The organism is Pseudolactococcus raffinolactis NBRC 100932 (assembly GCF_001591765.1).
GTDB classification, from domain to species: Bacteria; Bacillota; Bacilli; order Lactobacillales; family Streptococcaceae; genus Pseudolactococcus; species Pseudolactococcus raffinolactis.
Map to the genome: position 1 here is coordinate 20273 of NZ_BCVN01000005.1, position 25317 is coordinate 45589.

The 25317-nt window shown below is 41.5% G+C and carries 26 protein-coding genes and 1 pseudogene; 5 read left to right on the forward strand and 22 right to left on the reverse strand.

The window, feature by feature from the left end:
- Nucleotides 1–39: 39 nt before the first annotated feature.
- The 4 genes from LRA01S_RS03005 to rpmB all read right to left on the reverse strand — a co-directional run bounded on the left by LRA01S_RS03005 (nt 40) and on the right by rpmB (nt 4844).
- On the reverse strand, nt 40–2046 hold the full coding sequence (locus tag LRA01S_RS03005) for a 4-alpha-glucanotransferase (protein ID WP_061774166.1): 2007 nt from the start codon (nt 2044–2046) through the stop codon (nt 40–42).
- Nucleotides 2047–2317: 271 nt separating this feature from the next.
- Complete coding sequence (locus LRA01S_RS03010) at nt 2318–4000, reverse strand: DAK2 domain-containing protein (protein ID WP_061774167.1); 1683 nt, start codon at nt 3998–4000, stop codon at nt 2318–2320.
- A gap of 1 nt (nt 4001) precedes the next feature.
- The gene (locus tag LRA01S_RS03015) at nt 4002–4364 is read right to left on the reverse strand and encodes an Asp23/Gls24 family envelope stress response protein (protein ID WP_061774168.1); all 363 of its coding nucleotides are present in this window, start codon (nt 4362–4364) and stop codon (nt 4002–4004) included.
- Between the two features lie 291 nt (nt 4365–4655).
- A complete protein-coding gene (gene rpmB, locus LRA01S_RS03020; protein ID WP_003140443.1) occupies nt 4656–4844 on the reverse strand; it encodes a 50S ribosomal protein L28 in 189 nt (62 codons plus the stop codon).
- Between the two features lie 211 nt (nt 4845–5055).
- Between rpmB and LRA01S_RS03025 the strand changes: the two genes are divergently transcribed.
- Complete coding sequence (locus tag LRA01S_RS03025; protein ID WP_061774169.1) at nt 5056–5736, forward strand: DUF1129 family protein; 681 nt, start codon at nt 5056–5058, stop codon at nt 5734–5736.
- Nucleotides 5737–5930: 194 nt separating this feature from the next.
- Here the strand turns inward: LRA01S_RS03025 and LRA01S_RS03030 are convergent, their stop codons facing one another.
- The 11 genes from LRA01S_RS03030 to glmU all read right to left on the reverse strand — a co-directional run bounded on the left by LRA01S_RS03030 (nt 5931) and on the right by glmU (nt 16673).
- On the reverse strand, nt 5931–7394 hold the full coding sequence (locus tag LRA01S_RS03030) for a DEAD/DEAH box helicase (RefSeq protein WP_061774170.1): 1464 nt from the start codon (nt 7392–7394) through the stop codon (nt 5931–5933).
- Between the two features lie 85 nt (nt 7395–7479).
- The gene (locus LRA01S_RS03035) at nt 7480–8160 is read right to left on the reverse strand and encodes a hypothetical protein (protein ID WP_061774171.1); all 681 of its coding nucleotides are present in this window, start codon (nt 8158–8160) and stop codon (nt 7480–7482) included.
- Nucleotides 8157–8606 carry a hypothetical protein gene (locus LRA01S_RS03040; RefSeq protein WP_156470216.1) on the reverse strand — a complete coding sequence of 150 codons (450 nt, stop codon included), beginning with the start codon at nt 8604–8606 and terminating at the stop codon, nt 8157–8159. Before LRA01S_RS03040 ends, LRA01S_RS03035 begins: the two co-directional genes overlap by 4 nt.
- Nucleotides 8607–9375: 769 nt before the next feature.
- Entirely contained in the window at nt 9376–10695 is a 1320-nt protein-coding gene (gene pepC, locus LRA01S_RS03045) for an aminopeptidase C (protein WP_061774173.1), read from the reverse strand.
- Between the two features lie 121 nt (nt 10696–10816).
- On the reverse strand, nt 10817–11383 hold the full coding sequence (locus tag LRA01S_RS03050; protein ID WP_061774174.1) for a nicotinate-nucleotide adenylyltransferase: 567 nt from the start codon (nt 11381–11383) through the stop codon (nt 10817–10819).
- Nucleotides 11380–12207 carry an NAD(+) synthase gene (gene nadE, locus LRA01S_RS03055; RefSeq protein ID WP_061774175.1) on the reverse strand — a complete coding sequence of 276 codons (828 nt, stop codon included), beginning with the start codon at nt 12205–12207 and terminating at the stop codon, nt 11380–11382. The genes LRA01S_RS03050 and nadE overlap by 4 nt, the downstream gene beginning before the upstream one ends.
- Nucleotides 12204–13643, reverse strand: coding sequence for a nicotinate phosphoribosyltransferase (locus LRA01S_RS03060; protein WP_061774176.1), 1440 nt, complete (start codon nt 13641–13643; stop codon nt 12204–12206). Before LRA01S_RS03060 ends, nadE begins: the two co-directional genes overlap by 4 nt.
- 3 nt (nt 13644–13646) lie before the next feature.
- The gene (locus LRA01S_RS10900) at nt 13647–14327 is read right to left on the reverse strand and encodes a 5'-methylthioadenosine/adenosylhomocysteine nucleosidase (protein ID WP_061774177.1); all 681 of its coding nucleotides are present in this window, start codon (nt 14325–14327) and stop codon (nt 13647–13649) included.
- A 66-nt stretch (nt 14328–14393) separates the two neighbouring features.
- Entirely contained in the window at nt 14394–14666 is a 273-nt protein-coding gene (gene macP / locus LRA01S_RS03070; protein WP_061774178.1) for a cell wall synthase accessory phosphoprotein MacP, read from the reverse strand.
- Complete coding sequence (locus LRA01S_RS03075; RefSeq protein WP_082785366.1) at nt 14659–15222, reverse strand: NUDIX hydrolase; 564 nt, start codon at nt 15220–15222, stop codon at nt 14659–14661. Before LRA01S_RS03075 ends, macP begins: the two co-directional genes overlap by 8 nt.
- A 77-nt stretch (nt 15223–15299) precedes the next feature.
- Entirely contained in the window at nt 15300–16673 is a 1374-nt protein-coding gene (gene glmU, locus LRA01S_RS03080; RefSeq protein ID WP_061774179.1) for a bifunctional UDP-N-acetylglucosamine diphosphorylase/glucosamine-1-phosphate N-acetyltransferase GlmU, read from the reverse strand.
- 293 nt (nt 16674–16966) lie between these two features.
- On the opposite strand from glmU, the pseudogene proC reads away from it, so the two are divergent.
- Nucleotides 16967–17749: pseudogene (proC, locus tag LRA01S_RS03085) on the forward strand (pyrroline-5-carboxylate reductase); the annotation flags it as partial.
- Nucleotides 17750–17811: 62 nt separating this feature from the next.
- Here the strand turns inward: proC and ascB are convergent.
- The 7 genes from ascB to spxA all read right to left on the reverse strand — a co-directional run bounded on the left by ascB (nt 17812) and on the right by spxA (nt 23818).
- On the reverse strand, nt 17812–19278 hold the full coding sequence (gene ascB / locus LRA01S_RS03090) for a 6-phospho-beta-glucosidase (RefSeq protein WP_061774181.1): 1467 nt from the start codon (nt 19276–19278) through the stop codon (nt 17812–17814).
- A gap of 128 nt (nt 19279–19406) precedes the next feature.
- Nucleotides 19407–20690 (reverse strand): trigger factor, encoded by a 1284-nt coding sequence (gene tig, locus LRA01S_RS03095; protein ID WP_061774182.1) that lies wholly within the window; start codon nt 20688–20690, stop codon nt 19407–19409.
- 123 nt (nt 20691–20813) lie between these two features.
- Nucleotides 20814–21002, reverse strand: a complete 189-nt coding sequence (locus tag LRA01S_RS03100) for a DNA-directed RNA polymerase subunit beta (RefSeq protein ID WP_061774183.1) — start codon at nt 21000–21002, stop codon at nt 20814–20816.
- Nucleotides 20995–22278: a UDP-N-acetylglucosamine 1-carboxyvinyltransferase gene (gene murA, locus LRA01S_RS03105; protein ID WP_061774184.1), complete on the reverse strand. Its 1284-nt coding sequence runs from the start codon at nt 22276–22278 to the stop codon at nt 20995–20997. The genes LRA01S_RS03100 and murA overlap by 8 nt, the downstream gene beginning before the upstream one ends.
- 120 nt (nt 22279–22398) lie before the next feature.
- Entirely contained in the window at nt 22399–23166 is a 768-nt protein-coding gene (locus tag LRA01S_RS03110) for an inositol monophosphatase family protein (protein WP_239519117.1), read from the reverse strand.
- Nucleotides 23135–23419 (reverse strand): UPF0223 family protein, encoded by a 285-nt coding sequence (locus LRA01S_RS03115; protein WP_061774186.1) that lies wholly within the window; start codon nt 23417–23419, stop codon nt 23135–23137. The genes LRA01S_RS03110 and LRA01S_RS03115 overlap by 32 nt, the downstream gene beginning before the upstream one ends.
- Nucleotides 23420–23422: 3 nt before the next feature.
- Nucleotides 23423–23818: a transcriptional regulator SpxA gene (spxA, locus tag LRA01S_RS03120; RefSeq protein ID WP_003139410.1), complete on the reverse strand. Its 396-nt coding sequence runs from the start codon at nt 23816–23818 to the stop codon at nt 23423–23425.
- An 81-nt stretch (nt 23819–23899) separates the two neighbouring features.
- Between spxA and LRA01S_RS03125 the strand changes: the two genes are divergently transcribed.
- The 3 genes from LRA01S_RS03125 to LRA01S_RS03135 all read left to right on the forward strand — a co-directional run bounded on the left by LRA01S_RS03125 (nt 23900) and on the right by LRA01S_RS03135 (nt 25303).
- Nucleotides 23900–24139, forward strand: a complete 240-nt coding sequence (locus tag LRA01S_RS03125; RefSeq protein WP_031366417.1) for a DUF2829 domain-containing protein — start codon at nt 23900–23902, stop codon at nt 24137–24139.
- Nucleotides 24140–24252: 113 nt separating this feature from the next.
- Nucleotides 24253–24984 carry a 3-oxoacyl-ACP reductase gene (locus LRA01S_RS03130; RefSeq protein WP_061774187.1) on the forward strand — a complete coding sequence of 244 codons (732 nt, stop codon included), beginning with the start codon at nt 24253–24255 and terminating at the stop codon, nt 24982–24984.
- 19 nt (nt 24985–25003) lie between these two features.
- On the forward strand, nt 25004–25303 hold the full coding sequence (locus LRA01S_RS03135; protein WP_061774188.1) for a hypothetical protein: 300 nt from the start codon (nt 25004–25006) through the stop codon (nt 25301–25303).
- Nucleotides 25304–25317 lie beyond the last annotated feature (14 nt).

Below are 25317 nucleotides of genomic sequence, written 5' to 3' on the forward strand. Positions count from 1 at the left end.
GCCTTTTTACTATTATTTTGTTTATAAATTTTGATCAGATTATCTACCGATATGACGACGTGTGTTATTAATTAGTCCCTTAATTTTTGAGGTGATCTCATCAGAAGCTAGGAGCGCTTCATTAGATAAGTGATTCCGGAAACGCCAGTAATGGAAAGGATTTTCTGGCTGGTTAATCCTCTCTAGACTCTCGTCTGGTAGACATTGTGAGGTCATGGCAAGCAGATCTTGAAGCGGGAAGATAGCTAGCATGGCATCAGAATTCATGTGGCGCTGGATAATTTCAGTCGCAATCTCTTGCGTCATATAGCCTGGTGCAGACCCCCACCAGTGCATGACATCGTTATAGTATCTTTGCGTGAAGCCCGCATCTTCTTTCCACCATTGACGCAAGGTTGATGTGTCATGTGATGAGGTAGAGACAACGGACAAATACGGTGCCCAGTCTAGATTATTGACAGCATGTGCACTATCTGACGACATCCGCTCAATCATTAGGCGTAAAATTTGCAAATGCCACATGACATCTGGTACATTATCAGGGACCATGCCTAGGTCTTCTCCGCAGGCCAGCATATCTGTTGCGTTTTTAATCACGGGTAATTTTTGGTAGGCTTTTTCCTTCCAAAATTCATTATGGCGTGTATAGAAATAATCGTTATGTAGTCCCATCAAGTTTTGCTTGACTTGCTCATCGCCAAACTCACGGAAGCTCAAGGTGTCCATGAATTTGATCCGCGGATGATAAAGGCCAGGTGTTCGATGATCTGCTAGGAACAAAACATTTTCTTGCAGGGTAAATAAGATATTTCGTAAAGACTCATCTGAGACTTGTGCTTCTATTTTTTTCTGCGTGTTGTATTGCGCTTTAAATTGATAATTACCATTGCCACGAGACTCTAAAAACTCAGCGAAGATTTGGTCGTTATAAACTCCTGCTAGCTCCCTCACGACCCAGTCTCTGATGAAAGGCTGGACAAACCGCTCTTCCCCACCCCAACTGCTGAAAGGAATATGATAATTATTTTCAATTTCTTCAATCGTTAGACCAAGCGCGGGTGAGAATTGCCCCAAAAGCGCTCGAACACTGTGATTAGGAATCTCCCAGATTCTAAAGAAGCCTAGAATATGGTCCAAGCGATAGGCATCAAAATACTCACGCATGACGGTTAGGCGTTGTTGCCACCAGGTAAAGTTTGTTTCTGCCATTTTATCCCAGTTATAAGTCGGAAAGCCCCAGTTTTGACCGGTTGCCGAAAAAGCATCTGGTGGTGCACCGGTTTGCTTATCCATGTGATACAAGCTTTCGTCGGACCAGGCATCTGCAGAATCGTGGGCGATACCAATGGCGATATCACCTTTGAGGCCTACCCCTAGTGTGTGCGCGTAATCTGAGGCGGATTTGAGCTGCTCATGGAGTAAGAATTGGACAAAGTAATGGAGGTTAAGACCGGATGTTGATAATTTTTTCAGCTTATCCTTAGAAAACTTGGCAAACTCACCCCATTGTGAGAAGTCAGCTGTCTGATTCAAGTCTCTTAGGTAGCAAAAAGCTGCGTAGGGCTCTAACCAGTTACGATTTTTCGCAAAAAAGTCCAAAAAAGCCATACTGGCAAAAACAGTTTTGCTCATTTTTTCATAGCCAATCTTGATATAATGCCATTTGGCAGCCAAAACAGCTTCATAATCAATGGCATCTAGGGCATTCAGCGTTTTTTGCTGGGCATCAAAGTCCACTTTTTCTGCAGCCGTTAATACGTCACGAACAGCAGCCATGTCGAAATAAATCGGATGCAAGGCAAAAACAGATATCGCCCGGTAAGGATAACTATCTCGCCAGTCCATAAAGGTTGTTGTATCATTGATCGGCAGAATTTGAATTAAATCCATGTCTGATTTAGCTGCAAAATCGGCAAAACTTTTTAAATCCGAAAAATCGCCTACACCAAATGATTGCGCACTACGCAGTGAAAACACAGGTATAGTAACCCCTGTGTGGTAGGGGATACTTGTATGCGGTTCAAGTCTGTAATCTGTTGTAACCATGCTCTTTCTCCTTTGCCAACAAGGCTTTCAGACGGTGCATAAGCTGATCTGTTAGATGTACCATCAAAAGTCTCGAGTTGTTGCTTCATTTGACCAGCCATTCTTTACCTATCTTTTAAGGCAATTATATCACAAAATGTAACCGTTTTCACATATTTGTATTATTTTTGTTACTTCTGATGCTTATTAGTGCTTTAGAGCGATCAATGCCAGACGGTTTGTCCGAAAAAGCTACAAAAAAACCGCCTGACGACGATTTTTTAGTTTAATATTATTCAACTGAGAAAAGATATGGATAAACAGGTTGTCCACCTTCAAAAATCTCAACTTCAACATCTGGATACTTGTCCTCAAGTTCTTCTGTCAAGGTTTCAACCATTTGGCGGTTACCATCAGCTCCGATATAGATGCTGATAATCTCAGCATCTTCATTATCGGCTAACATTTTATCAAAGGTCTCTGTCAAGACGCCGTGCATGTCTTTGTCTGATACGACGATTTTGTTATCGATCATACCAAGCCAGTCATTCTCATGAATTTCTAGACCATCAATGGATGTATCTCTGACGGCATTGGTCACTTGACCGCTGATGACTTCTGACAGATTATCTGTCATATCCGCTACATTTTCTTCTAACGTTTTACTTGCTTCAAAAGCTAGTAGAGCTGTCAAACCTTGTGATACTGTCTTAGATTCAACAACTTTAGCAGGGATATCAACAACATCTGCAGCTGATTGTGCAGCCATGAAAATATTTTTATTATTCGGTAAGATAATCACATTGTGCGCATTCACTGTCTCAATCGCTTTGACAATATCTTCAGTTGATGGGTTCATCGTTTGCCCACCAGAAATCACGTAGTCTGCACCCATATCCTTAAAGATTTTAGCTAAGCCATCTCCAGCAGCAATCGCAATCACTGCGAATGCTTTAGGGGCAGTTGATGCTTTAGGCGTAGCGCTATTGGCTTCCTTGATGACTTGCGCATCGTGTTGCTCACGCATATTATCAACTTTAACTTTGACAAGCGCACCATATTTCAGACCTTCTTGCATGACAATACCAGGATCTTCTGTATGGACATGAACTTTAACAATCTCATCATCATTAACAACGAGTAATGAATCACCAATTTCATTTAAGTAATTACGGAATTCATCATAATCAAAAGATTTAGACACAGTTGGTCCTTGACCGATGCCAACCATGATTTCAGTACAATAACCGAATTTGATATCTTCTGTTGCAACATAACCTGCCACTGACTTGTGGTGCTCAGCATTAACCATTTCATCCATGACAGCTGGTGTCGCTTGGAATTCTTCAGAGGTTAAATACTCGCCCGTAGCTGCTGCGACAAAGCCTTCTAAGATATAGACTAAACCTTGACCACCAGAATCGACAACGCCGACTTCTTTCAGTACTGGCAACATATCTGGCGTTTTAGCCAAGGCAACTTTCGCACCTTCAAGCGCCGCTTTCAGCACGTCAACCGCATCATCAGAGTTTGCTGCTTTTTTGCCCGCAAATGCTGCAGCACCACGAGAAACAGTTAAAATTGTTCCTTCGACGGGCTTCATCACTGCTTTATAGGCAACTTCGACCCCATTTTGGAAGGCTTTAGCTAAATTTTCAGCGGTAAAAACATCCTCATCTTTAATTGCTTGACCAAAGCCACGGAAAATCTGTGACAAGATAACACCAGAGTTCCCTCGGGCGCCCATAAGTAAGCCTTTAGACAAAATAGCTGCAACTTGACCGACTGTCTCACCAGTGTTGTCCGAAACTGCTTTAGCACCATTGGTAATCGTCATGCCCATATTTGTTCCTGTATCACCATCGGGTACGGGAAAGACGTTAAGCGAGTTGACATACTCCGCTTGGTTATTTAAACGTGTGCTCGCTGCTTGGATCATCTCCTGAAACAGACTTGCATTGATTGTATTTGTCATCTTATTCAGCCACCACTTTCACATTTTGTACGAAAACATTAACTGAATTCGCTGTAATGCCCAGTTGGTTTTCTAAATTAAATTTAACACGTTCTTGCACATTTTTAGCAACTTCAGAGATTTTCACACCAAATGAAACAATCACATAAATATCAACATCAACACCGTTGTCATGAGCTGAAATCACAACACCTTTGGCATAGTTCTCTTGACGCAGAAGTGTTTTAAAATTATCTTTTACAGCATTTTTACTGGTCATGCCGACCACACCAAAAATTTCTGTCGTTGATGCGCCAACAATTGTTGCAATCACATCATTTTCGATGTCAACTGTCCCATTTTTTGTATTAATTGTCACAGCCATAATTTTTTCCTCGCTTTACAATCTAGCTTGTTATGAGTGGACCTAAATCTTTCGACTAGGCATGCTTTGTGTCTTGATGTCTACTGACAACACTTGGTCGCTATTTCCTACCAATCAACACCTTTTCTCTCATTTTATCACAATCCGGCTAATAAAAAAACCGTGAAGTCTTTTCACGGTAAAATAGATCTAACCAAACAAAGAGCTTTTGAATCATTTGGCCCAACGTATCGTAGACTCAAATTAACGCAAAAGCTTTTCTTTTGTTTTTCATTTGATCAAACACACGTCTTAAACGCGTTCAACTGAAAGGTTTTTAAGTGCACGAGCTGAAGCCCATACTGATTTCACTTTACCATTTTCAACGATTTTAATTTTTTGCAAGTTAGGTTTAACTTGTTTTTTCGTTTTGTTCATTGCGTGTGAACGGTTGTTAGCTGATGAAGTCTTACGACCTGTAAAGTAACATACTTTAGCCATGATATATCTCTCCTCGATGATTTTTTTGTTAGTCAAATTCATAACATACTAGAATATTATACCATGTTTTGACTTAAAAGCAAGAGATATTGTTGAATTATTTTTACAAGCCCTATCAGTTCTTATCTGGTTTACTTCCCCATTTTTTGATAACGGTATCATTTTTTTAAAATCAGATGTAAAATCAAGCATTTTCTGTTAAAATAGGACTATGGAAAATTATATTGAACAATTAACAGCTAAAAATAGCGAATACATTCACGTGGTGACGCGTGAACTTGTCAAAATCGACAAGTCTGATGAAGAAATCAAAGCCATTTTATCAGATATTCTGCCACAAATTGTTGCCGCTCAAGATCAACGTGTGTTGGCTAAGGATATTTTAGGCACACCGTCCGAATTCACTGCCAAATATGCGCCTGCGGTTGTTGGAGGCAAATCTGGTAAAACAACGGCGAGTCAAAACGACAACGAGACACCTGTCCTCATGTGGTTAGACAGTTCTCTACTCATGCTTGGGGTTTTGGCCTTAATGAATGGGCTTATGGCCATCTTTAGTAAAAATGCTAAGACCTATGGTTTGATTACACTCATAACCATGAGTTTAGCGGCTGGTTTCGTGATGTATCTCATGTTCCGCCTCATCTATAAACCACAGAGCGAAGGCAAAAAAACAACGAACTTCAAAACTTTTGCCACTTTAACGCTTGCCTTTCTAGGCTGGATTACCGTCTTTAGTTTAACCATGTTGATTCCAAAAGAAATCAACATTTCGCCAGTCGGCTATGTTACAGCAATTATCGGTGCGTTGGCACTGGGTATTCGTTACTTACTCAAACGTCAATACCACATTAAATCAACCATGGCGACACAACCATCTCAAAAAGCCTGAGCTTTCCAAATCCTAAAATGAATCGTCTGAGAAATTTTTCCTAGACGATTTTTTTGATTGAATAATCCCAACTAGACTGGCACCTATATTATAAAAAAAGAAGCGCTCCTAAAGCTCTTCCCTTCATTTTACTTGCTTAACAGACAAGCTTTACATCTAACTGTTTGTCTAGTTTCAAAAAATATTACCGATTATCACTCATATTTACCAGCATTAGCACGGGAGACCTTGCGCACGCGCCCTTTAATCTTCTCAGCCTGCAAAGCCTTGAGAACTTGCTTGCCTTTACCGTTCAAAATCTCAACAAAAGTCGACACATCAATAATCGAGATAACCCCGATATCATCGCCAGTAATCCCCGGGATATTGGTAATCGCGCCAACCACATCACCTGCTCGCAACTTCGTTTTCTTACCGGCATTGATATGCAGTTTCATGATATCATCCTTAAAAACAGCACTTTTCGCTGTTTTGACGATCATTTCACGTTTTTGCTTAGCGGTAAATGTAGGTAAGCGCTTCTCGAATAGGCTGATACTTGGCAGTTGCATCTCAGCGATTTCTGCATCGATAGCCAGCTGCTCAGACTCAATTTTAGCAAAATCACTTCTTTGGGCACTGCTGACCAAAGAAACAGCCTGTCCCGTTTTTTCAAAGCGTGCTGTCCGTCCGATACGATGTGTATAACTTTCAGGGTTATCAGGCAAATCATAGTTATAAACTGCTGCGATATCGGCCACATCAATCCCACGCGCCGCAACATCAGTTGCAATCAAAAATCTAAAATAGTTGTGTTTAAAGTCGTTAATGACACGCGTTCTATCGCGCTGTTCCATCCCGCCATGCAAGGTCTCTGCCTTAACATTTTTCTGAGCCAAGAAATCTGCGATGGCATCAACTGCTGCCCGAGTATTGGCAAAGATGATGGCTGAGTCAGGATTACCAAGCACTAAGAGTTGATAGAGGTTCTCTAACTTATCTGCTTTATCCACCAAGTAGAAAGTCTGATCAATCCGTTTAGCCACGGTATTTGTCGCCTTTACTTCAATCAAAGCAGGTTGCTTGATATAAAAGTCCGACACATCCATGACCGCTTGCGGTAGGGTCGCAGAAAATAGCGCAACTTGACGCTTGACTGGCAACTGCTCAAAAATCGCATCTACCTGCTCCATAAAGCCCATGCTGAGCATCTCATCGACTTCATCTAGGACGACGAACTTGACTTGATCAAGCTGAATCGTGCCCTGGTCGATATGATCCAGCAGTCGTCCAGGTGTCGCGACAACGACGTGCGTCCGCTCTTTGAGGTTACGCGCCTGCGCTTGAAAAGAAGAATGACCGATTAAAGTTTCGACTTTAATCCGCTTAAAACGTCCAATGTTAAAGATTTCCTCGCCAATTTGTAGCGCCAACTCGCGTGTTGGTGCTAGGACAATAGCCTGCGGGCGACGCTCTTCCCAGACGATGTTTTCAACCAAAGGAATGGCAAAAGCCGCTGTTTTGCCGCTCCCTGTTTGTGATTTGACTAGCAAATCTTGGCCTTTGGCGAATGTTGTAATCACTGCTTCTTGCACCTGAGTAGGTGTCGTATAGTTTAAGGCCGTCAGAGCCTTCTGCGTTTCTGCACTAATCTGTAGTGCTTCAAATGTATTTTCCATATTGCCTGATTATACCATAAAAAAGGACTACTGACGGCTCGCATTCACTGTAAAATAAAAAAGAAGATCATCTTCTTTCAAATATTTAATGGAATAGATCAAACTGAATCAACCGGTCAACCCCAAACAGCTGTAGGATAAATTGTATGGCAATGACAACTGAGATAAATGCCAGAATTTTTTGCTTTTGGACTTTTCGTGTCGCAATCTGTGCTTTATAATTATCTAGTAGACCTTGTCTATCTAGTAAAATTGAATCAACGTATGGCACTTTTTCGGACAAAATTTTCCAAAATTCATCCCAAGACTTGTCCTCTAAGACTGAAAAATTTAAAATTAGTAACTTTTGACCCGCCCTCGTTTCAAGTAAGTTTTTCTGAACTTTCTCAGGCAATGTGGCTGCTAAGACATCTGAAAAACCTAGTAAAATTTGATAGCCGTTCCCATTATCCTCAAAGGTTTCGTCGTAAGCCAAAAAGTCTAAATCATCAAGTCTGACAGACTTTAAAGCTTGTTCGGAAAACATTAATGTCTCTTGCTCAAATTTAAGAGCATACGGATGAGCTAGCAAGCGTAAAGACAAACCGATTGCGAGAATGATAACTAAAATAGCACAGATAATTGGCAGGACAATCCCCACCCCATCTTGACCTAACGTATCCAAAATAGGTGACGCAAAGAATAGGAGTACGAAAAGAATACTCCCCAAAAATAAAACTATCGCAACACGCGAAAATAAGTCTCCTCGATCATAATTAACTGTCATGATTTTTCCCTCACAAGATGATAAGTTCTAACCGTCTTACCTGTCTGCCAATCACACACAACGAGTGAGGCCAATTTATTTTGATGTGCAGGATAAATCCAAATATATCTGAGATGTCTATCTTCTTTATTTAATTTAAATCCAAGCCAACGCATCTTATCATCTTTACCTTTACTGATTGTATGATTATGGCTCGCATAATCATATCTGAACCAGATCTCACGTTCATCATCAGAAACACGAATTTGCTTAATGACGTTAGCCTTTCGGCTATCAAGCACAATCGATTCTCCAGTTTTCTCATCTGTTCCCTTATAAATACCACGCTGAGATTCTGGAAAATAATAAGCTAGCATCGGATAAATTTTTAACAAGGCTACTAATAATATCCCACTAGCAATTGCCAACAAAAAGACCTTCCATCCTAGTATCTTTACACTTTTCATCATTCTCCCAATTCTGTTATTATATACATATATTTTAACACATAAAACTTTAATTGTCCGTCCCTATTTGATCATGATATCGTTGTATCCCTACCAAAAAGCAAAGCAGGTACAAAGTGTTCAGCCACTAAAAGAGAAAAGCAAACACTTTACCAATTTCGAATTGTTTCCCAGAAACAATACGAAATTGGTATTTTTTATAATGGCGAATCCTGCTTGCTTGGTAATTCATCCAAAACGACACAATAATAGACTGTGACCAATTTCCATTAACACGAAAAATCGGTCACAGTCCATTTTTTAGAGAACTTTTATCTCAGCCTCGTTTCAATTCCGTTAGCAGTTCACCAGAAAATTCAACTAAGCTTTGGCTATAAGCTACAAAGCTAGACAAGGAAAAGAGAGGCTTACGTATTTAGTTACGAAGTCTCTCTTCAAAGTTATAGAGTATAGCGAAGCGAATCAACTTTGGCTTAAATTTTCAAGAAATTCGAGGCACGGCATGACGAAGCGTACTTAGATACGTGAGCTACGATGTAACGAAGCAATTCGCCAAAAAATTTAGCCAAACTTTGGCTTAAATTTTCAAGAAATTCGAGGCACAGCATGGCGAAACGTACTTAGGTACGTGAGCTATGATGTAACCAAGAGGTTCACCAAGAAATTTAGCCAAACTTTGGGTTAAATTTTCAAGAAATTCGAGGCACAGCATGGCGAAGCGTACTTAGGTACGTGAGCTATGATGTAACGAAGAAGTTCGCCAGAAAATTTAAGCCAAAGCGCCCATAGGATCCCACGGGAGAAGAACCTCCGGCTCAGCCTCATAGGCAGCCAACTCTTCAGCAGTCAAGAATTCTTTTCTGACAACGATTTGGTAAGTATATTCGTCCATCCAAGCATCAGATGCTGTGAAGTAACCTTTTTTACCAACTTTTTCGCCCCAAGAGTTTTCGACTTTCCATTTAAGGGAATTGCCAGCAGCGTCCAAGTCAACACCAGTCAAGACCATGGCATGCGTCATCAATGACTCAGAGTAGTCCAAACGGCTAGCTTTATCTTGTGTAAAGTCCAAATCCATGGCTGAGAAGTCATAGGCATCCATGGTCAAAAGACCATCTTGACGGTTGGAAACTTGACCAACATCACAGCCAAACCAAACTGTTTCACCAGCTTGCATTTGTGCGATTGCCAATTTTTTGAAACGGTCCATTTCAACATTCAGGTGACGGACATCACGCGCACCAATGACATTTCCTAAAAACTCAACCGTGTAAGATTTGTTATAAGGTTTGTCAGCAGTTGGTGCATTGATCACACTCACGTAGTCATCCAACTTGATGTCAACAAATTTTTCGTAAAAAGCTTGTGGTGTGATATCTTCGAATTTGTGGAATTGGTCATCTTTATCCCGGTATTCAAAGTCAAATTTTTGTGGTGGCAAGCCAAGTGTCATGGCAAGATAGTTGAAGATTTCTTGCAAGAGTTCAGCTTTTTTCGCAGCCACATCGACACCATTTTGGATCAAGTCACGCAAGATTTGTGCATCTTGGCGCAAGATTTTGTTAAGATATTGATCCAACTCACGGCTGGCACTTGATGAGATAGACTCAGGATAGATGTCTTTTGGCACGACACCATATTTTTGGAACAAGGCCACGACCATGTCCCATTGTCCGCCATCTTGTTGGGGCACATCAAGCAAGAATTTCAACTTGCGATCGCCGATTTCAAGATCACTTGTACCGATGATTTGTTCAAGGAACCAGTTTGATTTTTCATATTTGTCCCAGAAGAAGGTATAAGCTTGTGACAACTCGAAGTTTTCCAACTTGAACTCTGTCAAAATTTTATGACGGAAAGTGTTCAAAGCTGCAAACATCCAACAACGACCTGATTGTTTTTGGTTGCTGACGGGATCATTTGTCAAGTCAACTGAGAAAACAGGCAAATTCGCTGCATGTGATGCACGATTTTCAAGCGCATTGAGCAAGCCATTTTTAGTCGCTGCATTTTCCACTGCACTAAATTTGGCATTTTTTTGATAGTTATCAAATAAAGATTGTGTAAATTCTGATGTTAGTTCTGTCATTTTAATCCTCCAAAGAATAGTATAACACTTTTCTAAGCGTATCTCATAAATTTACTTTATATAATTCATGTCATAAAAATCGACTCACGCTAAGATAGCACAAGTCGATTTTCTCCTGACCTTACCGGTATAATCCGTTTTGATCAATGTAGGCCAGCACCTCAGCTGGCAATAAAAAATTGGGCCGATGATTGGCTTGTAAGCTCTCTCGGATATAACTTGAGGAGATATTCAGCAAGGGTAAATCCATCATTTGAACGGGATATTTCGGCGCAGTCAAAACAGTTTGGTCACGTCTAACAGCCACGAATTGTACCATTTGCATCAGGTCATCAATCCTGTACCATTTTTCTAAATAATCCACCATATCGCCACCGATGATGAAAAAATACTCGTTTTCAGGATGCTCAGCGGTCAGTTTCGCCATGGTATCGTAAGTATAAGACTTGCCACCCCGCTTAATCTCTGACAAGTTAAGCGTCAACTTGGGATAGTCCTGCAAGGCAAGTCGTAGCATCTCTACCCGGTGTTTGGCTGAAATTGTCGTTTTGGTATCAACGTGCGGTGGCTCATTTTCAGGCATCAATTGAACTTCATCCAAGTTCAATAGTTGCTGGATTTGATCTGCAATGAAGAGGTGGGCGTGATGAACCGGATTAAAGTTCCCCCCTAAAATGCCGATTCTCATGCGCGCCAGAAATCGTCAAATATCGTGATTGGTAGATGACGTTTATGCTCCGTTTTCAGCCACCAGTTCTCGATGACAGCACGCGCGTCCGTAGCAATCTCACGGCCTTCCAAGTAATCGTCGATGTTATCGTAAGTCACACCTAGTGCCACTTCATCAGCTAAGCCTGGTTTGCCATCTTCTAAATCCGCTGTTGGGATTTTTTCATAGATCGTTGGATCTGCTTCTAGATAAGCTAATAACTGCTTGCCTTGACGTTTGTTGAGGCGGAAAAGCGGTAAAATATCCGCACCACCATCACCAAATTTGGTGAAGAAGCCTGTGATGTTTTCAGCTGCATGGTCCGTCCCAAGTACAGCACCCGAATGGGCACCAGCAATGGCATACTGAGTGATCATGCGTTGGCGTGCCTTAATATTGCCTTTGTTAAAGTCTGTAATGTCAAGACCAGCCTCAGTCAAGGCCTCAATTTCACCGTCGACAGCGCTTTTGATATTGACCGTCAAACTGACATCTGGTTGGATGAAAGCCAATGCTTTTTGAGCATCATCTTCATCATGTTGCACGCCATAAGGCAAACGAACAGCGATGAATTGATAGGCAGCATCACCTGTCTCAGCACGCAACTCTTCGATAGCAAGCTGTGCCAAACGACCAGCCAAGCTCGAATCCTGACCACCTGAAATGCCTAAAACGAGACTTTTCAAAAACGGATATTGTTTGAGATAATCCTTCAAAAAATCTACAGAGCGTCGCACTTCCTCTGCTGGTGAAATCTCAGGTTTTACCCCTAATGTTGCGATAATGTCATCTTGTAAGGTCATTTATAAACATCCTTTCTCACTTGGTCAATCAGTTTCATTTTATTATCCCAGACATCCTGCGCCAAATCGACAGGGTAATCTTGCGGATTTAAATCACGTTTATACTCATCCCATAGATCATCTAACTTCTCTTTAAAATAAGCCTTGATTTCTTGCAATGCTGGCAAATCATAAATCAACCGACCTTTTTCAAAGACAGGAACCAACAAAGGTCTCGCTGTGAAGTTGGTCAATTTTTTATTAATATAAGTGTAGGTTGGGTGGAACATGAAAATCTCATCTGATGCATTTGGATCGACATTAGCAAACGTGATATAGTCTCCCTCAGATTTGTTCTTATCCAAACTGCGAATCCGCCAGACTTGTTTTTTACCTGGCGTTGAGACCTTCTCAGCATTACTTGAGAGCTTAATCGTATCACGCATGTCACCAGTCTCCGTTTCAATCGCAACGATTTTATACACGGCACCAAGTGCAGGCTGATCATAAGCCGTGATGAGCTTTGTTCCCACACCCCAGACATCAATTTTAGCCTTCTGCATCTTGAGATTAAGAATGGTATTCTCATCTAAGTCATTAGACGCATAGATTCTCGCCTCAGTAAACCCTGCGTCATCAAGCTGTTCACGGACTTTCTTAGAAATATAAGCCATGTCACCAGAGTCGATACGGACGCCTTGGAAATTAATCTGATCACCCATTTCTTTTGCGACTTTAATGGCTGCAGGCACACCGATTTTCAGCGTGTCATAAGTATCCACTAGGAAAACACAATCTCGATGCGTTGTCGCATAAGCTTTAAAAGCATCATAGTCATTACCATACGCTTGGACCAGCGAGTGGGCATGTGTGCCTGATACCGGAATACCAAAAAGCTTCCCTGCCCGAACGTTAGAGGTCGCATCCGCACCGCCGATCACAGCAGCACGCGTCCCCCAAATCGCAGCATCCATTTCCTGAGCTCGACGTGTACCGAACTCAAGTAAAGGCTCATCACCAATCACCGACTTGATCCGCGCCGCTTTGGTAGCAATCAAGGTTTGGAAGTTGACGATGTTGAGGATGGCTGTTTCGACCAACTGGCACTGTGCCAATGGACCTTCAACTTGAAGAATCGGCTCGTTAGCGAAAACGAGATCACCCTCCAGCGCCGATCTCACGTCACAAGTAAAACGTAAGTCAGCGAGGTAAGCTAAAAAGTTTTCAGGGTAGCCTAGCTCCCGCAAATAAGCGATATCATCAGCGTCGAAATGGAGGTCTCGCAAATAGCCTACGACACGTTCTAAACCTGCGAAAACGGCATAGCCATTCTTAAAAGGCATATCTCGGAAGTAAACTTCGAATACTGAATTGCGTTCAGAAATCCCTTGTTCGAAATAGACTTGCATCATGTTGATCTGGTAGAGATCGGTATGTAATACTAAATTATCTGTCATGTTTTACACCATTGTTTCCAACATTTTGATCAATGTCGCAGCAGATTTTTCACCTGCTTGGACAATAAATTCGTCAAAACTATCTGCCGCTTGACCATCCGCTGTATCCGAAAGGCTCCGAATCACAACAAATGGTTTGCCGAGTGCTGTTGCAGCTTGGGCAATCGATGCCCCTTCCATCTCAACAGCAAGAACATCTGGAAAATGCCCTTTAATCGCTAGCTGTTGCGTTTTAGACGAGATAAATGAGTCAGATGAGGTAATCAAACCAACCCGTGCTTCAGGGGCCGCTTTCTTCAGCTCTGAGACAAAGTAGGCGCTACTGTGATAGTAAAGTTCCTGCCCCGCCATCTGCCCAAAGGCATAACCAAAGGCCGTCACATCAACATCATGATAGGCTAGTTTATCTGCTACTACAACATCACCAACTGCTAGACCCTCACCAACACCACCAGCTGAGCCACTGTTAATGATGCCATCGACTGCAAATAAGTCAACCAATAAGCTAACAGCAATCGCGCTCATGACTTTCCCAATCCCTGACTTAACTAAGACAACATCATGTCGTCCGATAACTCCTGTATAAAATATAAACCCATGATGACTGGCTTTTTCGGAATGTTGCAGCGTTTCTGCTAGGATTTTTAACTCCTCATCCATGGCTGCAATAATGCCTATTTTCATCTTCTCTCACTTTCTCGTCTGCAAAACTAATGACTTGATCTTATCTATTAGGATTAGACAACTTTGTTAAAATTTAAAAACTATCACCGTGATAATAATCAATAAAACGACTAAAATCACGATATATTTCGTGATTTTTTTCCCCCGCTCTTCTCTTTTTTGAGATTCGATGCGGCGGCTTTTATATACTGAATTCTTTTCCAATTTCGCTTTTTGCGGCGCAAATTGTTTGATCAGCTGGGTATCATCTTGTCTGGCTTGTGCGATTTCTCGCTCCAGACGTTCTTTCTCTCGTGCCGCCTGCTGAATCATCTCATCTGTTAATAAGGGTTTAGGCATTCGTTTCTAGCTCCCAATACTGAATAGCCATAATCGTTTTGGCATCCTGAATCTCACCATTATGGATGAGTGCTTTTGCTTCAGCCAAAGTCACTTCATGGCGTTCCAAAACTTCATTATCGTCATGAGGCCTTGGTTGATCGACTTTTCTTAAATTATCGGCCTTATAAAGGTAAATCTTCTCACTACAAAAACCAGGCGCTGTATAAAACTCAGCGATTTTTTTAACAGACTTAGTCGTCATCCCAGTTTCTTCTTCTAATTCACGTAACATGGCCGCTTCTGGATTGGCATTTTCACCTTTTTCAAGTTTGCCTGCAGGAATTTCATAAATAACTTCTTCCAAAGCTTTGCGAAATTGACGAACCAGAATCATTTTTTGCTCTGGGGTGATTGCTAATACAGCAACGCCTCCATTATGAAAAATGATTTCTCGCTTCGCAAGTCCCAAGTCCCCTGGTAAAGCAACAGTGTCCAATTTGACATTGATTACCTGTCCATTAAAAATAGTTTCCCGACTTAATGTTTTTTCTTCGAAATCTTCAAAATTCATCATTTGTGTTATCCCCTATTGGCTTTATTTTCCCCGTTTACATTATTAAACTCGTTTAACATCTCTCAAAATTAAGGACATCAACTTTCATGATAACTTGGCATGAGCTTTGCCCGTCCAACTTTATTAACTTGACGTGCACGTCCAAAAGCCATCTCATCTTCATGAACATCATCTGTGATAACAGAGCCCGCAGTGGTAATGGCATTACTACCGATAGCAATCGGTGCAATCAAAGACGAGTTACTGCCAATAAAGGCATAGTCTTCAATCTCTGTCTTAAATTTATTAACACCATCGAAATTGACTGTGATGGTCCCCGCACCAAAATTAACGTGTTCACCGACCATGGCATTACCGATATAAGTCAAATGGCCAGCCTTAGTCCCAACACCAAGTGTAGAAGCTTTGACTTCAACGAAATTACCAATATGGACATTTTCATGCAGAATGGTTTCTGGGCGCAAGTGAGCGTATGGACCAACATTAGCGCCTGGTTCAAGCACTGAATACTCAATTGTTGAGTTACGCACTTCTGTATTGTGATGTAATCTAGAACTTTCAATCCGGCTACCTGAAGTGATATGTACGCCCTTACTAATGACCGTTTGACCCTTAATCACAACATTAGGCTCAATGACTGAATCTTCACCGATCTTGACATCTGCATCAATATACGTCGTTTCTGGATCAATCAAGGTCACACCATTTAGCATGTGCTTGGTATTAATCCGATCACGCATGATTTTTTCAGCCTGTGACAATGCCACACGATCATTGACCCCGATAGATTCATTAAAATCATCCAGAACAAAAGCTGAAACTTTTTTAGCATCATCTTTGAAAATTTCAATGACATCTGTCAAATAATACTCACCTTGCGCATTATCTGTTGTGATATTGCTTAGGGCTTCAAAAAGTGCACGATTATCAAAGATATAGGTTCCAGTATTGATTTCCTGAACAGATTTTTCAAAGTCGTTGGCATCTTTTTGCTCAACAATTTTAGCCACATGACCATCTTCTCTGATAATCCGACCATAACCAGTCGGATCTTCCGCAATGGCTGTCAAAATCGTCGCTGTTGCTTTCTCAGCTTGATGATAAGCAAATAACTCTTCCAAAGTTTCAGGACGGATTAAGGGCGTATCACCTGCGATGACGAGCGTCATACCATGCAGATTTTTCAGCAAAGGCTCTGCGATTTTAACCGCATGACCAGTTCCTAACTGTTCCTCTTGTTTGACATAAGCGACATGTTCAGGCAAAGTACCCAAGACATCTGCCGCCCCATGACCAACAATGGCAATCGTTTTTTCAGGTGCAACAGCACTCGTCGCTGAAACTACGTGCGCGAGCATTGTTTTCCCAGCAACTTCATGTAGAACCTTTGGTCGATCGGATTTCATCCGCGTCCCTTTTCCGGCAGCTAAAATAATGGCGTATTTGTTCATTTTGATATTACTCCTTCATAAGCTAATAAGACGACTGCTTTAATAGGCAGAACCTCTATGCTTTTCTATGTTTTTCGTTTTGATGACGCAAAGTCGCCAAAATAACAAAATCCTTAAAGCTATTATACCAATAAACTTTAATTTTGTCTTAAATGATGCGGTTCCAACCCCTTTTTATACCTGTTTAAGATACTAAACACCCCTCACTTTTCATTTTTTCCAAAAACTATATCCCGACAGGAATCAGATTTGTGGTAAAATGAAACAAATAAACGAAAAGACATAAGGAGCTACTCATGACAAATATTGGTTTTATCGGCGCAGGGAAAATGGCATCAGCGATTATTAAAGGCCTAAATAAAGACAAATTCAGCGTTCACATCTCTGGCCGCAATATTGAGGAGACCCAGAAAACTGCCCAAGCACTTGGCGTTAATGCAGCACCCAGTCATGCTGACCTGATTCAAGCCTCAGACATCATCGTCCTAGCAGTCAAGCCTTATGTTGTTGTAGATATTTTAACTGAACACAAGACCGAGAAACCTATTGTCTCTATCGCAGCAGGTATCACGCTAGCTGACCTCAGCGCCATGACAACTGACACGCAACCTATCGTCAGAATTATGCCCAATATCAACGCGACCATTCAAAAATCAACCACTGGTATTGTCAGAAATGCCTATGTTTCAGACGATGTTTTCAACACTGTCAAAGCGATCTTTGAAAGCGTCGGCAGCGTCCATGAACTGGCAGAAAAAGACTTCGGGACTTTCACAGCCCTAGCTGGTAGCTCACCTGCCTACATCTATATGTTTATTGACGCCATTAGTCGTGCTGGTGTCCTACATGGTATGCCAAAAGATGTCAGCACCAAAATCGTCGCTGAAACTGTCCTCGCCAGTGCTGAAATGATCCTTAAATCTGACGAAAACCCTTGGACCTTGGTTGACAATGTCTCAAGTCCCGGTGGTACAACCGTTGCTGGCGTTGTGAGTTTGGAAAAAAATAACTTTGTTGCCACAGTAATTGACGCTATTACAGCGACAATCGAGAAAAATAATACTATGAACAAATAAAATAGAAGCACAAACCATCACAACCGGTTTGTGCTTCTATTTCTATTCTCAGATCTCTTGCTTTAATCCAAATCTTCCCCATGACTAGCGATGACTTGCTTGTACCAAGCGAAGGATTTTTTCTTAATTCGTTTCAGTGTGCCTTGATTGGTATCATCCTTGTCTACGTAAATGAAACCATAGCGTTTGCTCATTTCACCAGTAGAGGCTGATACCAAATCAATCGCTGACCAAGTCGTATAACCAAGCAACTCAACACCATCTGCAATAGCTTCTTTCATCGCTTTAATATGATCACGCAAGTAGGCAATGCGATAATCATCCTGAACTTGCCCATCTTTATCAACCGTATCCTTCGCGCCTAAACCATTTTCAACTAAGAATAAAGGCTTTTGGTAACGGTCATATAGGGTATTCATCGTAATTCTAAGTCCTAGAGGATCAATCGCCCAGCCCCATTCACTTTTTTGCAAATAAGGATTTGGCAATGACTTGACAACATTCGCTTCACTTGACTGTGTCATCTGATGACTGGCACAACGTGAAGCGTAATAGCTAAAGGACACGAAATCAACGGTATGCTTCAATATCTCAAAGTCAGCCGCTTCAGTTTTCAAGTCAATCTTTTTTTCACGAAAGAGACGCTTGGTATACCTTGGATAGTAGCCACGAACCTGCACATCGATGAAAAATAAGTTTTCACGATCTTTATTTAAAGCTGCCCAAACATCATCTGGTCGGCAAGTTTCAGGATAAAAATCCCCACCTGCTAACATACAGCCAATTTGATTTTCTGGATTAATCTCATGGGCAAGTTTCGTCGCGAGACTGCTTGCAACTAAGACATGATGTGCCGCTTGATATTTAACCAAGTCATGATTTTCACCTGGCTTGAACACCAAGCCTGCGACTGAAAATGGACTGTGGAGTAAAATATTAATTTCGTTAAAGGTCAGCCAATACTTGACTAGCCCATCAAAAGCCTCAAAACATGTTTTAGCATAATTGACGAAGTGGTTGATCATCTCACGACTACCCCATGAGCCTATCGTGTCAACCAAGTGCATGGGAGTATCAAAATGGCAAAGTGTCACTAAGGGTTCTATGTCATACTTGCGACATTCTTCAAAGACAGATCGGTAAAATTCTAGTCCTTTTTGGTTTGGCGCTGCTTCATCACCCTTAGGAAAGATGCGTGTCCAGGCGATGGATGTTCTGAAGACTTTAAAGTCCATTTCTGCCATAAGTTTAATGTCTGATTTGTAAGTATGGTAAAAATCAATGGCCTCATGACTGGGATAGTAAGCCTCAGGATCTAGTGCTAGATTTTCTTCTAGGCCTAACTTGACTTTGAGGCGATTAGAACCGTGCGGGATGACATCGACCGTTGATAAGCCTTTTCCGTCTGCTCGATAAGCACCTTCAGACTGATTGGCTGAGATGGCACCTCCCCATAGAAAGTCAGCTGGTAATGCCAGCTGCTCCTCAAACGCCTTTCTAGTAGATAAACTTGTCTTTTCTTTTGTCATGGTAAGCCCTTTCTTTTTATCCTGAAACCATTGTAACCTTATCTTGTAGGATTTACAATTTTTTGGGATATAAGAAAATGTGTACAAAAAAAAACGAGCGCGAAGGCTCGTTTTAATCAGTCTAAGACTTATTTCACAACTGCAGTAGATGTGATGACTTCAACTGCTTTTTTAGCTGCGATGTCATGTTTGAGCATGTCAGCTGGCAAGAGTTTTTCAACTTGCTCTTTAGGCATGTTGTAAGTTTCAGCCAATTCAGCAACTTCAGTATCAATCTCGTCTTGAGTTGTTTCAAAGTTTTCAGCAGCTGCAACAGCTTCGATCACCAAGTTTGTGCGAACGCGTTTGTCAGCATCGCCTTCAAATTGTGTGTGAAGTTGTTCTTCTGATGTACCAGTCAATTGGTAGTACATGTCAGCTGAGATACCTTGTTGTTGCATGTTACCAAGGAACTCATTCATGGCACGGTGAACTTCATCGTGAACCATTTCGCCTGGCAATTCAACGATTTCAGCGTTAGCAACTGCAGCTTCAATCGCAGCAGTTTCAACAGCATCAGTGTATTGCGCTTCTTTTTCTTCAGTCAATTGTGCTTTGTATTTTGCTTTGAGTTCAGCCAAAGTTTCAACTTCTTCGTCGATATCTTTTGCTAATTCATCGTCAAGTTCAGGCACTTCTTTTGCTTTCACTTCATGGATAGTTGTTGTGAAGACAGCTTCTTTACCAGCTAAATCTTCAGCTTGGTAATCTTCTGGGAATGTTACTGTTACTTCAACAGTTTCACCAGCTTTGTGACCAACCAATTGTTCTTCATAACCAGGGATGAATGAACCTGAACCTAATTCAAGGCTGTGGTTTTGTGCAGTACCACCATCAAAAGCAACGCCGTCAACTTTACCTTCGAAGTCAATAACAACAGTGTCGCCGTTTTCAGCAGCGTCTTCTTTGATTACTAATTCAGCAAGATTTTTTTGAGCTGCTTCGATTTTAGCATCAACATCAGCATCTGTTACGTCTTTTTCAACATCAACTGAGACTTCAAGGTTTTTGTAGTCACCAAGTTTTACTTCTGGTTTTACGATAACGTCAGCTGTGATTTCCCAGTCTTCACCTTTGTTCATTGATTTGATATCAATTTTTGGTTGTGCAACTGGATCAATACCACTTTCAGCAACAGCTGCTTCATAGCTTTCAGGCAATACAGCGTTCAAAGCTTCTTCGTAAAGTGCTTCTTCACCATACATTTTGTTGAAAACAGTACGTGATACTTTACCTTTACGGAAACCAGGTACGTTAAGGTTCTTTTTAACTTTGTCAAATGCAATGTTAAGGCCTTTAGCGATTGTGTCTTGACCAATTGTGAAAGTCAAAGTCCCGTTATTTACACCAGTTTTTTCAAAACTTGCAGTCATTTGTATTTCTCCTAAATTTATAATCTATTTTATTTCAACTTGTTCATTTTAGCATAATCAGGCTTAAAAATCAAGAATCATCCCCGTCATTTCGCTATTTTTAGACGTTTTTGATGATTTCCGTTATTTTCCACTCAATTTAGTGATAAAGTCGTGCCAAACACTTGGTTTGAAGATGTCGGTTGGATTTTTACCACCAAGTCCCCCATAACCTAGCATGAGACCTAACACAATCGCCAAAATCACTAAAATAACGACGAGCAAGATCAATGAAATGCGCAGTCCCAAAAATTTAACGGTCCGCTTAAACATAGGCAGTCTCCTTATAGTTGATCCGTTTGATATCCGCACCTAGACTGGCTAATTTTTCATGGAATTGATAATACCCGCGGTCTAAATGTTGTAAGTTACCAACCGTTGTCGTCCCTTCAGCTACCATGCCTAACAAAATAAGCGCAGCACTAGCACGTAAGTCTGTTGAACGTACTTCAGCACCAGACAGGCTGCTACCACCTTGAATTAAAGCTGTATTTCTCGAAATGTCGACAAAAAGCCCCATCCGACGCATTTCTTCTAGGTGTTGAAAACGATTTTCAAAAACCGTTTCGATCATGATTGACTCACCCTCAGCAATGGCCTGAGCTACTGTCATTTGCGCCTGCATATCCGTTGGGAAACCTGGATGTGGTAAAGTTTTAACGGTTACAGGTTTCAGGGTTTTAGGACCGATAATTCGAATCCCATCCTCTTCTTGGATAATATCCACGCCCATTTCTGAAAGTTTTGAAAGCAAAGGCCGGTTATGTTCACGAACAGCATCCAAAATTAAGACATTGCCTTGGGTAATGGCTGCTGCGACCATGAACGTTCCTGCTTCGATACGGTCTTGCACGACATTATGTTGTGCGCCATGCATCTGTGTAACACCTTTAATGATGATCGTATCAGTTCCTGCACCTTTGACATTAGCACCCATTTTGTTAAGTAAATTGGCAAGGTCAACGATTTCAGGTTCACGCGCAGCGTTTTCCAAAATCATCGTCCCTTTGGCAAGGGTCGCTGCCATCATAATATTTTGCGTTGCACCGACTGATGGGAAATCCATATAAAAATGCGCGCCATGGAGCTCATCTGCTTTTGCTTCAATAAAGCCACCGTTTTGTGTAATTTCTGCACCCATGGCTTGCAAACCACGAATGTGCAAATCAATCGGGCGTGAGCCAATGGTACAACCACCTGGCATAGAAACCCGGGCATGACCATTTCGAGCAAGAATCGGCCCTAATACAACGATAGACGCACGCATTTGGCTAACATACTCGTAAGGTGCTTCAATCGCGATATCTGTCGCAGCTTGTGTCACGACGCGTTTCTCATTTTCGTCGAAAACCAATGGGATATTCAGATGTTTCACCACGGCATTCATCGTGTAAACATCGCTAAGAATCGGCACGTTATTAAGCACCGTTTCTCCTTCAGAAGGCAAAATTGTCGCCGCTAAAAGTGGCAATACAGCGTTTTTAGCGCCTTCAATTTCGATTTGACCTGTTAATCGTGTGTGACCACCGTTTACTATTATTTTATCCATCATTTCACTTTCACATTTTATCTTATACAAAATTATATCATATTTCTTATTTTCATGTTTAAAACACGGACAAAGCCAAAAAACGCTAGACTAAGCTAACGTTATCACTATGGTTTGAACTTATTTAAGATAAGCCTTGATTTTGTCTAACTGATCGCTAGGAACAGACATCATCATCTGACGTCCCTCAAAAGCAAGGGGGCTGCCATCAATCTGCTGCGTGACATACCCAAAAGGTGCAATCAAGACCGCACCAGCCGCATAATCCCAAGGAGATAGATTGCTGAAGTATCCCCAGATCTTGCCATCTAAGATATTCACATACTCGATACCCGCGCTACCAATCGCCCGCACACCCAAGCTTTCATGACTCAAGTCTAACAAGCCACCCGCATTAGTCCGGTACATATAGGTATTGACACCGATAAGACTTTGGCGCAAAGGTTTGACCGTCAAGTGAATCTGCGTCTCATTTTTATAAGCGCTTGTGCCGTCACCCCAGTAAAGATTGTCATTCATGACATCCAAAATGACACCAATTTTACCCACACCGTCTTCATAATAAGCCAGCATAACCGCAAAATTATCTCTTTGGACGATGAAATTCGTTGTCCCATCAATTGGATCTAGCACCCAGACATTACCGTCAGAAATATCATGTCGCACGTCATTTTCTTCCGCTAAAACAGAGTCTCCGGGAAATGTTGACTGGATTTGTGTCAAGATCTGATCTTGGACTTCTCGATCGACATTGGTCACTAAGTCATCGAAATGCGTTTTTTCAGAAATTTCAAGGTCATCTGACAGATGTTGTTTGATAAACACACCTGCTTTTTGGACGACCGTTTTAGCAAACTCAAGCTTGGTGTTTAACAAATTGGCGCTCACTTTTGGTCACCTCCTGAAGGGCACGATAGCTTGAATAGCCTGAGGCTTTTTCAAACTCCCGATCCAGTTGTTTTTCTGCCATTTTAGATGGCACAACCTCTTTAAACTGACGATAAGCTATTAAAAATGCCTCACGCGATACTTTAGATTCATAAAAATCCTCGACTTGATTAAAAAAAGAGATGACTGCAGCCATTTCCTCACCTGTCCATGTCAAATCTAAGGGGTATTGATAGCTGTTATTAGCTGACATATATTAAGCTCCTGAACTCATGACATCTCTTAATTCGGCCTGGCGATAAGAGCGCGGTAAAAAAGCACGAATTTCATCTTCGTTAAAGCCAATTTGCATCCGCTTATCATCCATAATAATGGGTCTGCGTAAGAGACTCGGATGCTCTGAAATGAGGACAAGGAGCTGATTAATGGTTAAATCATCTACATCAACATTTAGTTTTTGGAAGACTTTACTTCGAGTCGAGATAATATCTTCTGTGCCATTCTCTGTTTTAGACAAAATAGCTTTCAGATCATCAGATGTCATCGGTTGCGTTAATATATTGTGTTCTTCATAAGCCACCCCGTAACTATCAAGCCACGCGCGTGCCTTACGACAAGACGTACAACTAGGTGACAAGTATAAATTAATCATAATCATCTCACTTCACTAATATTACTAATATTATAAGTTAGTAGTGTCTACATTATACCAAAATTTTGGTATAATGTAGACATGAATTTTGAACAAATATTACCAATCCTCAAAAACGGCGGAAAAGCCGTTCGAACTCAAGGCTGGGGTGGCGCTGAAAATTTCGTCAAACTCTATGACACCATCCAATTAGCAGATGGTCAGAAGTTGGATGTTACGCCTTATTTTTTGATAAACGTCTCAGGAGAAGGCGAAGGCTACTCTATGTGGAGTCCAACGCCCTGTGATGTCCTTGCTAACGACTGGCAGGTTGTTGACTGATCTTTTCCTTCGTCCTAAACTTGCATGCAAACACCTCTAGCGACAGTTTAACACATCATGTTACTGTTAGAGTTGATGAGGTGTTTTTTCGTAGCCAAATGAGGTAAAATTTAATGACTCAAAACCGACAAGATACACCCCGAAAAATTTTGGTGACTGGCTGTGCCTCTGGCATCGGTCTGGCTCAGGCCAAATGCTTTTTAGAAAGTGGCGACAAGGTATACGGGGTTGATAAGCAAACACCACAAGCATTTAGTCATCCCAATTTTTTCTTTTTCAAGGCAGATTTAACAGGAGACTTAACTGATTTACTCGCACAACTGCCACAAACCTTTGATGTGATTTGCCATACCGCAGGTATTTTAGACGACTACAAGCCTTTGCTTGAAACTTCTGATGAAGACTTTCGCCAACTCTGGGCTACTAATCTCACGCCTGTGATCAAGCTCACGCGCCACTTTTTACCGCAGATGATCGCTCAAAAATCTGGTATCATCATCACCATGTGTTCAATCGCTAGTTTTGTCGCTGGCGGCGGAGGTGCCGCTTATACGACAAGCAAGCACGCCTTGGCTGGGTTTACCAAGCAACTGGCCCTCGATTATGCACGGACAGGCCTACAGATTTTCGGCATTGCACCAGGTGCCGTTCAAACTGGCATGACCAAACAAGATTTTGAAGTCGATAATGGTCAGATGGCGGATTGGGTGGCAAGTGAAACACCGATTGGTCGATGGGCACAACCTTCTGAAGTTGCTGACCTGACAGCTTTTCTGGCTTCAGGCAAGGCAAGTTATATGCACGGTGAAATCGTTAAAATTGATGGTGGTTGGACACTGAAATAAAAAATAGGAGAATACCACGATGGATAAAGCAGCAATTCAAACGCTAGTTTCAGAGCTATACACAGCAGTCAAACCTTTCCCTGAACTTCAAAAAATCATCGAAAAACATGCAGTCAATCTACCTGATGATCACTCAGGGGGCGACTTATCAAAAATGTATCAAGAAATCGTCACGAAAATTGCATTTGATCATCTTTCTGTTAGTGCTGAAGCAACAACGTTATTAAAAGCATTGAATCAAATCTTCCAGAAAATCCCCCATTGGCGAGAGTTACTTAACACTGCCGGTAGCACCTGGTGGGCTGGTCTATTTCGATAAAAAAACGCGCATCG